Origin of the sequence: Sulfuricurvum sp., from assembly GCF_019163035.1 — a bacterium.
In the GTDB taxonomy this organism is placed as follows: Bacteria; Campylobacterota; Campylobacteria; order Campylobacterales; family Sulfurimonadaceae; genus Sulfuricurvum.
In genome coordinates, this window is the sequence record NZ_JAFLKV010000092.1 from 17700 (window position 1) to 26364 (window position 8665).

An 8665-nucleotide genomic window follows, 5' to 3' on the forward strand; every position below is an offset into this window, starting at 1 on the left:
TACGCATATCGATATAGAGATAAATTTTAGAGCCAAACGGTGCCGGAAACTGTCCGAGTTCGCGCTTGATCGCCCGATAGATGGAACGAAGAACGGCAGGATCACCTACCAATACCAACGTATCATTGGGTTGAATCATCTTATTATCGCTCGGAATAATGAGGGTGCGGTTTCGGTAAATAGCCGCGATTTTCCAGTTTTTTTGCTCGATGGAACCGATGTGGCGGTAGACAAACGAACTCCCAAACGGAACGAGAACTTCCATGATCTCACCCGAACCCAACCCAATATTTTTGGCCAAAACAGGGATATTCGGAAGATAGTCGATCATGTTGGCGGCAACCAGTTCTTGGATATTAACCCATTCTATATCATCAGAGGGGCTGATCGTATTCCACAAATCGAGGGCGATAATACGGAGGGAGGGTTTATACAAGCGGATATTTTTGATCGTATGATCCAAATCGCTTTGGTTCTCCATCACCAAAACTACTTGCCAGAAATCCATCTTCAAAAGATTTGAAATTTTATAAAAACTGGTAGGATCGAATTGAAAAAATTTATACCGTGCAGGGTTGTATCCTTCGAAAATTTTATCACTGGTTTGAACGACATAATAAAGATTTTCAGTGGTATACGTACCGATAACACGCTCTATAAAGTGTTGCCCGATAGCTCCGTCACTGACGATTAAAATTTTTTTCATTAGGGGATAAACTTCTTACAATTCAATTTTATGGACGAGATTGTACCACAATCTATCTCTAGCTGTTTTTCCTGCCCAATCCGATAGAGGGCAAAATCGTATTTCAGCGGATCGTGAGGGTCAAATCGTTTAAGGGTTTCGGTCAACTCCAATGCAGCTCGCATATCACATACAGAGCGTTCCAGTAGCCCTAAGCGGCGTGAAACGTGAAACGTGTGAGTATCGAGCGGCATAATCAGATCGTTTGCACGCACTCCGCTCCACAACCCCATATCGAGTTCATTATGCCGTACCATCCACCGCAGATACATCATCCACCGCTTCATCGCAGAGGATTTGGCGATAGAGGTGATCGATTTGCCGATCAAAAACTCATATCCTTTGGACCGGTAAGGATTAATATCATAGAGGGTACTAATGAGCGAAGTTACCCCCTCAAGCAACCCGTTAGAATATCCCTGCATAAATATCTGCTCGGCGCCTCCGATACCACGAAGAGTTTGAAGTGTTATAAACCATTGGATGATATCTTCATTGCTTTGAAAACGGTAGTATTTCCCCTCTAATCTCTGACGCAACGATTCTTCATCGGTATCGATCAAATCATCATCCAACGAGGAGAGAAAAGCCACAATCGCTTTGACATTACCGTAGGCGAAAAGTGCGCACGTGAGGGCATGGTGCTGATCCATAGTGGTACGTGCTACCATAAGCGGGTCAGGACGCTCGATACAGAGTTCATCACTGCAATTACGAGCTTCCACCTCAGCGTCCAAATACGCTTGTATCTCTTTCACTACCGACCTAAAAGATAGAGTTGTTTACGCTCGCTTGATCCAGCGATATTGAGCTGTTTACGGTATTTTGCGATGGTGCGGCGAACCATCGTGATTTTGAATTTGTCTTGGATCAGTTCAAGGAGCTTCATATCGCTGAGGGGCTTTTTGTGTGACTCCGCTTTTACCAGTTCCGCCACATAATCTTTGATCGCGGCATTGGAGACATCTTCATCGATAGCGGTGGTGAAAAAATCTTTCATCGGATAAATGCCGCGATCACAGGCAATGTATTTGTTGGCAATGGCACGTGATATCGTGGAGGGGTTATGGCCGAATTCATCCGCGAGTGTTTTAAGAGTCAGCGGTTTAATCGCTCCGCCGGTGAAAAAATCATACTGATACTCGACGATCATCAACCCCACTTTATAGAGGGTTGCTTTTCGCATCTCTAACGCATCGACAAGGCTTTTAGCCTCTTTGAGTTTTTCACGAACGAACGGATGATCGACACCGTAAGCCGAATCGATCATCACACTCGGGTAGTATTTATCGTTAATCCGTACTTCAATCCCCTCTTCGGGATCGTTGTAAATCATAAGATCGGGAATCACCTGCTGTGAGTCTTCCAAATAATCGATAGCGGGGGGATTTTTAAAACTCCCGACCACTTTCATCGCTTCATCAAACGAGCTATCTTTACGGAATCGACCCAATTCATCCAAATGGGTAATCATCTCACGTGCAAGGGTGTATCCCGCGTCACTGATCGTGGCAGATTCGAGTTGAAACAAAAACGATTCGCTCACATCGCGCGCCCCGATACCGACCGGTTCAACATGGATAAAACGGAGACGGATTTTTTCAAACTGCTCAAGCGTAATTCCCTGTGCTACACAAAAGGCTTCGCTATCTCCCTCATAATATCCCCCCTCATCGAGGTTTTCAATAACATGGTGAGCGATAAGCTGTGAGATCGGCGTGGGGAACAAAGAACCGTCCGTCTGTTCTTCGAGGATTTCAAACAAACCTCTTTTTTGAACCGTCAGCGCTTCAATCGCTTCACTGTGAGAATTTTGGACGTAGCCGTACTGAATTTTTTTCGGGATACGAGATTCAAAAGACTCTTCATATCCCGATTTGATATCGATTAGGGGATTACCCTCAACAAACGGCGACATCGCTTCACCCAAATCACTCAGGCTCGATTGCAAAATCGGAAGCCAGTTGCGTAGGGTGTTAGAGAGCTTGTTTTTTAGCTCAACGTTTGTTTTGACCCGTAACATACGATATTAGAACTTGAACGATTCACCGAGATAATGCTGACGCACATCCGGGTTGTTAGCAATCTCATCACTCGTTCCAGAAGCGAGCAACTCACCGCTTTTGATAACGTAGGCACGATCACATACCGCTAACGTTTCACGGACGTTATGGTCGGTAATCAGCACTCCGATTCCGTATTCCACGAGTTGGGAAATGACACTTTGGATGTCCATTACCGCGATAGGATCAACCCCCGCAAACGGTTCATCAAGGAGTAAAAAACGGGGTTTGTTGACCAACGCGCGGGCGATTTCGGCACGACGGCGTTCCCCACCTGATAGATTGATCCCTCGACGGTTACGGATCGGCTCGATATTAAACATCTCTAAGAGCTCCTCGATCCGTTTTTCCGCCATCTCTTTATCCAAATCCCCTGCTTGCGCGGCGATGATGAGATTCTCTTCCACCGTCAAATCTTTAAAAATCGATGCTTCCTGAGGCAGATAACCGATCCCCATACGGGAGCGTTTGTGCAACGGCAAATGAGAGACATCCTCCCCGTCGATGTACACTTTTCCATCGGTTGCTTCGATCAAACCGCACACCATATAAAACGTCGTCGTTTTCCCAGCACCGTTGGGTCCCAAAAGCCCGACCACTTCACCCGTATGTAACTCCATACTGATACCGCGAACGATTTCGTGGTTTTTGATCGTTTTGACCAGATTTTCAATTTTCAATTCATGCACACTGCACCTCATAACATCGCGATTGTTCGTCGCATTTGGTAATTTTTAAAACAACGGTATCGATACCGGCACGTTTGAGCCATCCGATCAACGTCTCATCTCCCCACTCGATCAAATGATACCCCGCACGCTCTAACTCTTCCATCATCCCTAGCGATAGAAACTTCTCGAAACCGTAATTATAGAGATCATAATGAAACAAACGATCTCCATACACCTGCTGAAGTGAAAAAGTCGGTGACGTAACCGCATCTTCCAATCCGAGATAGCGGGCGAAGCTTTGCGTAAAGGTTGTTTTACCGCTCGCCAAATCCCCCTGCAAGATCACAACACCCCCCTGAGGAAGCTCTTGGGTGATGCGTTCGCACAATGACGCTAATTCGGCTTGGATGAGTTTCATCATAGTTTAGACGATACCGATACGATTTGTTTGAGTTTCTCTGAAGCTTTGCCGCTGAGCAGCGTATCACGAGCGATCTCTAGCCCCTCTTGGGCATCCCGTGCCATCCCCTCCGCCACGAGAGCGTATGCAGCATTGATCAGCACCATATCCCGTTGCGCGTCGGTGGCGCGGTTGTTTAAAATATCGGTGAGGATCTCGGCATTTCGTTCCGCTTCCCCGCCGAGAATCGCTTCAAACGGAGCTTTTTTGATCCCCAACATCTGCGGATCAATCTCAAAATACTCTATCACCCCGTTTTTGAGGTGTCCCGCATAGGTGATGTCGCTGATGCTGATCTCGTCCATCTTTTCACGTGAACTCACCACGATAGCCGATTGCATCCCCAACTCACGTGCCGCTTCCGCCATTTTAGGGACAAACACCTCATCAAATACCCCGAGGAGGATTTTAGAAAGCCCCACGGGATTAGTGAGAGGTCCCAAGATATTGAAAATCGTTTTCTCAGGGATCGAACGGCGGATCGGCATAATGAACTTCATCGCCGGATGGTGGTATTGGGCGAACAAAAAGGTAAAACCGCACGCTTGAAGAAGCGTCGAACTCTTCTCCAAAGAGAGATCAAGTTTAACACCCAGATATTCGAGGACATCGGCACTTCCTGATTTAGAAGTGATAGAACGGTTCCCGTGTTTAGCGACGTAGGCTCCCGATGCGGCAAGGACGAGGGCGACGGTGGAGCTGACATTAAAACTCCCGCTCTTGTCTCCCCCCGTCCCGACCACATCGATCAGTTTAGGTTTAAGTTCAGCGGGGACTTCGAGGATGATCGAGTGGGTACGCATTACCTCTGCGGCAGTTGCGATCATCTCCGAAGAGGTCTGCGCATTGAGGGATAACGAGAGCAAAAACTCCCGCATCTCCTCATCGCTCAGTCGATGTTCAAAGAGTGCTTCAAAATCGGCTTTGGTGGCGTTCATGAGAGTTCCTTGATGTAGAGATGCTGTTGAGACTTCGGGGTCGATTTGATACTCGGGATGGCGAGCACTTCGTAGCGCATCTGTTTTTCGAGATACACGAGGGTGATAATGTCCCCTACCGCCACGTTTTTAGCAGGCTTCACCGCTTTATCGTTGATGTAGACGACACCCTCACCGATCATATCCTGAGCGACAGCACGGCGTTTGGTCAGATTAACGGCGTTTAAAAATTTATCGATTCGCAAATAGGTTCCGTAGTATTGAGTTTGAAGTGGTTATTGTAGGTTATAAAAGCTAAAAGAGAGGTAAGAGCGCAAAAATTGTTCCACTTATTTTATCCCGTTCGCCCTGAGCTTGTCGAAGGGTGTGTAGTTCATGGTTCGACAAGCTCACCACGAACGTCATCTTTTAAAAAAAACCTAGCAATTATTTTCTTTTATCTAAAATACTCGGATGTCTCTTAGTATGGAAAATAGCCAAAATCATAACGACATTTTCAAAATGTTCATATAACACGATATAGGGGAATTTTTTTAACAGAACTTTTTGAGCTGTTGCTGTCTCATAGGGATATAGCTTTGGATACTTTTGAATTTTGCCGAATGTCAAATCCAAATCATCGATAAATTTATTTTTGATTGGTTGATCTATAGAGGTGTAGTAATCGAGTGCTTCAGCTAAATCCTCTTGGGCTTTCGGATGTAGTTTAACTTCCAACATTTAATGGAGTAATGAGTTCTTGATGTCACTCCATGATTTTCCTATGGAACGATCATTGTGATACGACTCGATACGTGATGAAAGCTCTTTTTTTTGTTCAGTCGAAAGCTCGTATGAGGATTCGACATAATCGATTTCATGCTCAACGATAAAGCGCAATGCTTTGATCATTTCTTCTTGTGAATGTTTAAAAAAATGCTCGATTTTCGGTTCTTGAATAGATAAACTTATCATGATTCAACCCTTTTTTTTTCTTGTTAAACATTTTATCTTATTTTAACTCAATTGTTTTCCAGCACCTTATTATCTATTATAACAACATTTGCATATGGAATCTCACTCTTTTTCAAAAATTCTTCAAGTTCATCTTTAAATTTTTTATACATCTGTAAAGTTGGGTTATCATTCAAAATCTTATCAGTATTGACAAGGTCTCCATAAGGATTACCTAAATATACTTTTGTAATTGTTCCTATTTTATTTTTATTTGACGTTACATTTTTTATAAACCGGTATTCATATTCACATTCCCAAACCTTCAGTTTTGTCGTTAAGATAGTATCAATATCCGAAGTCGAAGGCGTTTCTGCAACATAATTAACACGTTTTATTTCATCTGTTTCTTCCACTTCAATCTCTATAGCAATACCTTTAAACCCTCCTGCATAATATCCCCACATTGCAGGGTTCTCAAATCCTTGTATTTTAGAAAAAGAGCAGATTTTTCTCTTATTTTTTTCATTATATATCTCATCTATTATGCCACTATTCGGTGTATAATAGACACCTTCCATAGGGTCATTCATTTCAGAAAATTTGGAACACCAAAATTCTCCTGTTTTGATAATCTCTACAACTCTACAAAATTCTTCACATGTGGTCAATTGTCTAAATCTATATAATTTCATACTATTCCTAACTCCCAAACCCGCTTTTAAAATTGTCTTTGGCAACGACGATCTGTTTTTGTTTCTCTTTGCGTGCCGTATCTTTTTCGACGAAGATTTTTTTACGCGTTTGCGGATCCATCTCGGTGTAGTACATCACTGCCGAATACGTTCCCGGGGTCGGGGTAAAGACCTGCGCTTGTTCAGGATTCATCTTTAATTCGTCGCTCGTAAAACGTTTGAGATCGTGCATGTCTTTCTCGGTACACCCCGGATGGGCGGCGATGAGATAGTAGGTCAAGAACTGCTTTTTTCCCTCTTCGCGGTTAAGCTGGTCATACAGCTTTTTAAAATCGACTAACGTTTGTTTCCCCGGTTTGTTCATCAGATGGAGGACATGATCAGAGGTGTGCTCTGGGGCGACTTTCATCTGTCCTGAGATGTGATGTTTCACCATCTCTTTGAGGTACTCATACCCTTGACGTTTGTCTTCGTTGATCAGATCGTACCGTACCCCCGAAGCGACAAACGCTTTTTTGATCCCTCGCACTTCTCGCAGACGACGCAAGAGGTTTATAACACGGGTGTGATCGACCTTCATCGATTTGCACAGATGGGTATCATCAACACACCGCTGATGATCGCACGTTCCGTGTTTGAGTTTTTTAGCACATTCATAGCCGTACATGTTCGCCGTAGGGCCTCCGACGTCGCTGATGATCCCTTTGAAATCCTTGTATTCGGTAAACTGCGTCGCTTCGGCTAAAATCGAGCTTTCACTACGGGTTCGGATGGTTCGCCCCTGATGAACGCCGATGGCACAAAAATTACACTCTCCCCAGCACCCCTGATGAGTCATGATGGAAAATTTGATCGTCTCCAGACACTTCACAGCACCTTGCGGTCGATGATAGGGGTGAAGTTCACGAGTAAACGGGAGTGCACTTACCGCGTCCATCTCATTTTCATCCAGATAATCGGCAGGAGGGTTTTGGATCGCGTATCGTCCGTCTACCTCTTGACACAGCCCTTTTGCCGAGATGGGATCGTTATGGTTGTAAAACGCATCAAAAAGATCGATATAACGCTCTTTGTTTTCCAAACACTCTGTATGAGATGGCAACGTCAAATACCCCTCACGCGGCTCTTTGGCGATATAACACACTCCTCGAATGGTGTGGGGAGATTCACCCGCGGCTAACGCTTTAGGCAGAGCCACAATCGCCCCCTCCCCCATTCCGTAAATCAGATAATCGGCTTTGGAGTCAAATAGGATCGGTTTGCGCAGTTTGTTCGTCCAGTAGTCATAATGGGTAACACGGCGCAAACTCGCTTCGATCCCTCCCAACACGATAGGGACGGTGTTTTTGAAATATTTGCGGATCAGGTTGGTGTAGACCAGTGTCGCACGATCGGGTCGTGCGTTATTGACACCGCCGGGGGTGTAGTCGTCACTGTTGCGGAATTTTTTAGTTGCGGTATAGTTGGAGACCATCGAATCGACGCTCCCGCCGCTCACCCCCCAAAAAAGTTTCGGTTCCCCTAAACGCATCACATCATCCGTAGTGATATCGGGCTGTCCAATAATCCCGACACGATAACCTTCCCGTTCCAATATCCGTCCCACCACGGCAACTCCGATAAAGGGCGAATCGATGTAGGCATCACCACTAATGAGAATTACGTCACAGCGATCCCAGCCCCGTGCGTCCATTTCGGCACGGGTAGTGGGTAAATAACGGAGGGTTTCAGGGGTTATGGTTTTCATAGTGCGATTGTACGGTGAGGACTCTTACAAAGAGGTTCAACCTGCGTTATAATAATCAAATGGAAAATAATCTAAATCAAGAGATCATCGAGCATCTCATGCACCCTCGCAACTACGGTCCGCTCGAAAACCCAAGCGGTGTCGGCGTAGGACATTCGGAACAAAGCGGTGAGTTCGTCATTTTTTATCTCGATGCGAAAAACGATATCCTCGAAAATGTCGGGTACGCCACCAACGGTTGCCATGATACGGTAGTTTTGGGATCGATGTTTACCGAGATGATCAAAGGCGAATCACTCGACTATGCTCAGAGTGCGGCAGTAAAGCTCCGTGAAAAAGTGGCACTGGGGCCGGTAAAACAACAAGCGTGTGCACAAATGGTTTTGAGCGCTTTTGAAGCGGCAAAAATTCAT

Annotated in this window: 12 protein-coding genes; 1 reads left to right on the top strand and 11 read right to left on the bottom strand. The window is 45.2% G+C overall.

The genetic code is table 11. The features are described from left to right. From JZU62_RS06850 to JZU62_RS06900, 11 genes are all read right to left on the bottom strand, one after another. A partial coding sequence (locus JZU62_RS06850) for a TrkA C-terminal domain-containing protein (RefSeq protein ID WP_295013209.1) occupies positions 1-706 on the bottom strand: 706 nt, incomplete at its 3' end. Continuing rightward, complete coding sequence (locus JZU62_RS06855; RefSeq protein WP_295013211.1) at positions 706-1503, bottom strand: TIGR02757 family protein; 798 nt, start codon at positions 1501-1503, stop codon at positions 706-708. The genes JZU62_RS06850 and JZU62_RS06855, both read right to left, overlap by 1 nt. Beyond that, positions 1503-2768, bottom strand: coding sequence for an RNA polymerase factor sigma-54 (locus JZU62_RS06860; protein ID WP_295013213.1), 1266 nt, complete (start codon positions 2766-2768; stop codon positions 1503-1505). The genes JZU62_RS06855 and JZU62_RS06860 overlap by 1 nt, the downstream gene beginning before the upstream one ends. Positions 2769-2774: 6 nt before the next feature. Next, positions 2775-3497 (bottom strand): LPS export ABC transporter ATP-binding protein, encoded by a 723-nt coding sequence (gene lptB, locus JZU62_RS06865; RefSeq protein ID WP_295013215.1) that lies wholly within the window; start codon positions 3495-3497, stop codon positions 2775-2777. Beyond that, positions 3490-3900, bottom strand: a complete 411-nt coding sequence (gene tsaE, locus JZU62_RS06870; protein WP_295013217.1) for a tRNA (adenosine(37)-N6)-threonylcarbamoyltransferase complex ATPase subunit type 1 TsaE — start codon at positions 3898-3900, stop codon at positions 3490-3492. The genes lptB and tsaE overlap by 8 nt, the downstream gene beginning before the upstream one ends. Further along, the gene (gene trpD / locus JZU62_RS06875; RefSeq protein WP_295013219.1) at positions 3897-4877 is read right to left on the bottom strand and encodes an anthranilate phosphoribosyltransferase; all 981 of its coding nucleotides are present in this window, start codon (positions 4875-4877) and stop codon (positions 3897-3899) included. The genes tsaE and trpD overlap by 4 nt, the downstream gene beginning before the upstream one ends. Beyond that, the gene (locus tag JZU62_RS06880) at positions 4874-5122 is read right to left on the bottom strand and encodes an RNA-binding S4 domain-containing protein (protein WP_295013221.1); all 249 of its coding nucleotides are present in this window, start codon (positions 5120-5122) and stop codon (positions 4874-4876) included. Before JZU62_RS06880 ends, trpD begins: the two co-directional genes overlap by 4 nt. Before the next feature lie 181 nt (positions 5123-5303). Next, entirely contained in the window at positions 5304-5597 is a 294-nt protein-coding gene (locus tag JZU62_RS06885) for a type II toxin-antitoxin system RelE/ParE family toxin (RefSeq protein ID WP_295013223.1), read from the bottom strand. Next, complete coding sequence (locus JZU62_RS06890; protein WP_295013225.1) at positions 5598-5831, bottom strand: addiction module protein; 234 nt, start codon at positions 5829-5831, stop codon at positions 5598-5600. Between the two features lie 47 nt (positions 5832-5878). Continuing rightward, positions 5879-6505, bottom strand: coding sequence for a hypothetical protein (locus tag JZU62_RS06895; RefSeq protein ID WP_295013226.1), 627 nt, complete (start codon positions 6503-6505; stop codon positions 5879-5881). Positions 6506-6512: 7 nt separating this feature from the next. Then, positions 6513-8252 (bottom strand): YgiQ family radical SAM protein, encoded by a 1740-nt coding sequence (locus JZU62_RS06900; protein WP_295013228.1) that lies wholly within the window; start codon positions 8250-8252, stop codon positions 6513-6515. 59 nt (positions 8253-8311) lie between these two features. Here JZU62_RS06900 and JZU62_RS06905 point away from each other — a divergent pair. Then, positions 8312-8665, top strand: a 354-nt coding sequence (locus JZU62_RS06905) for an iron-sulfur cluster assembly scaffold protein (protein WP_295013231.1), incomplete at its 3' end; no start/stop codon positions are given.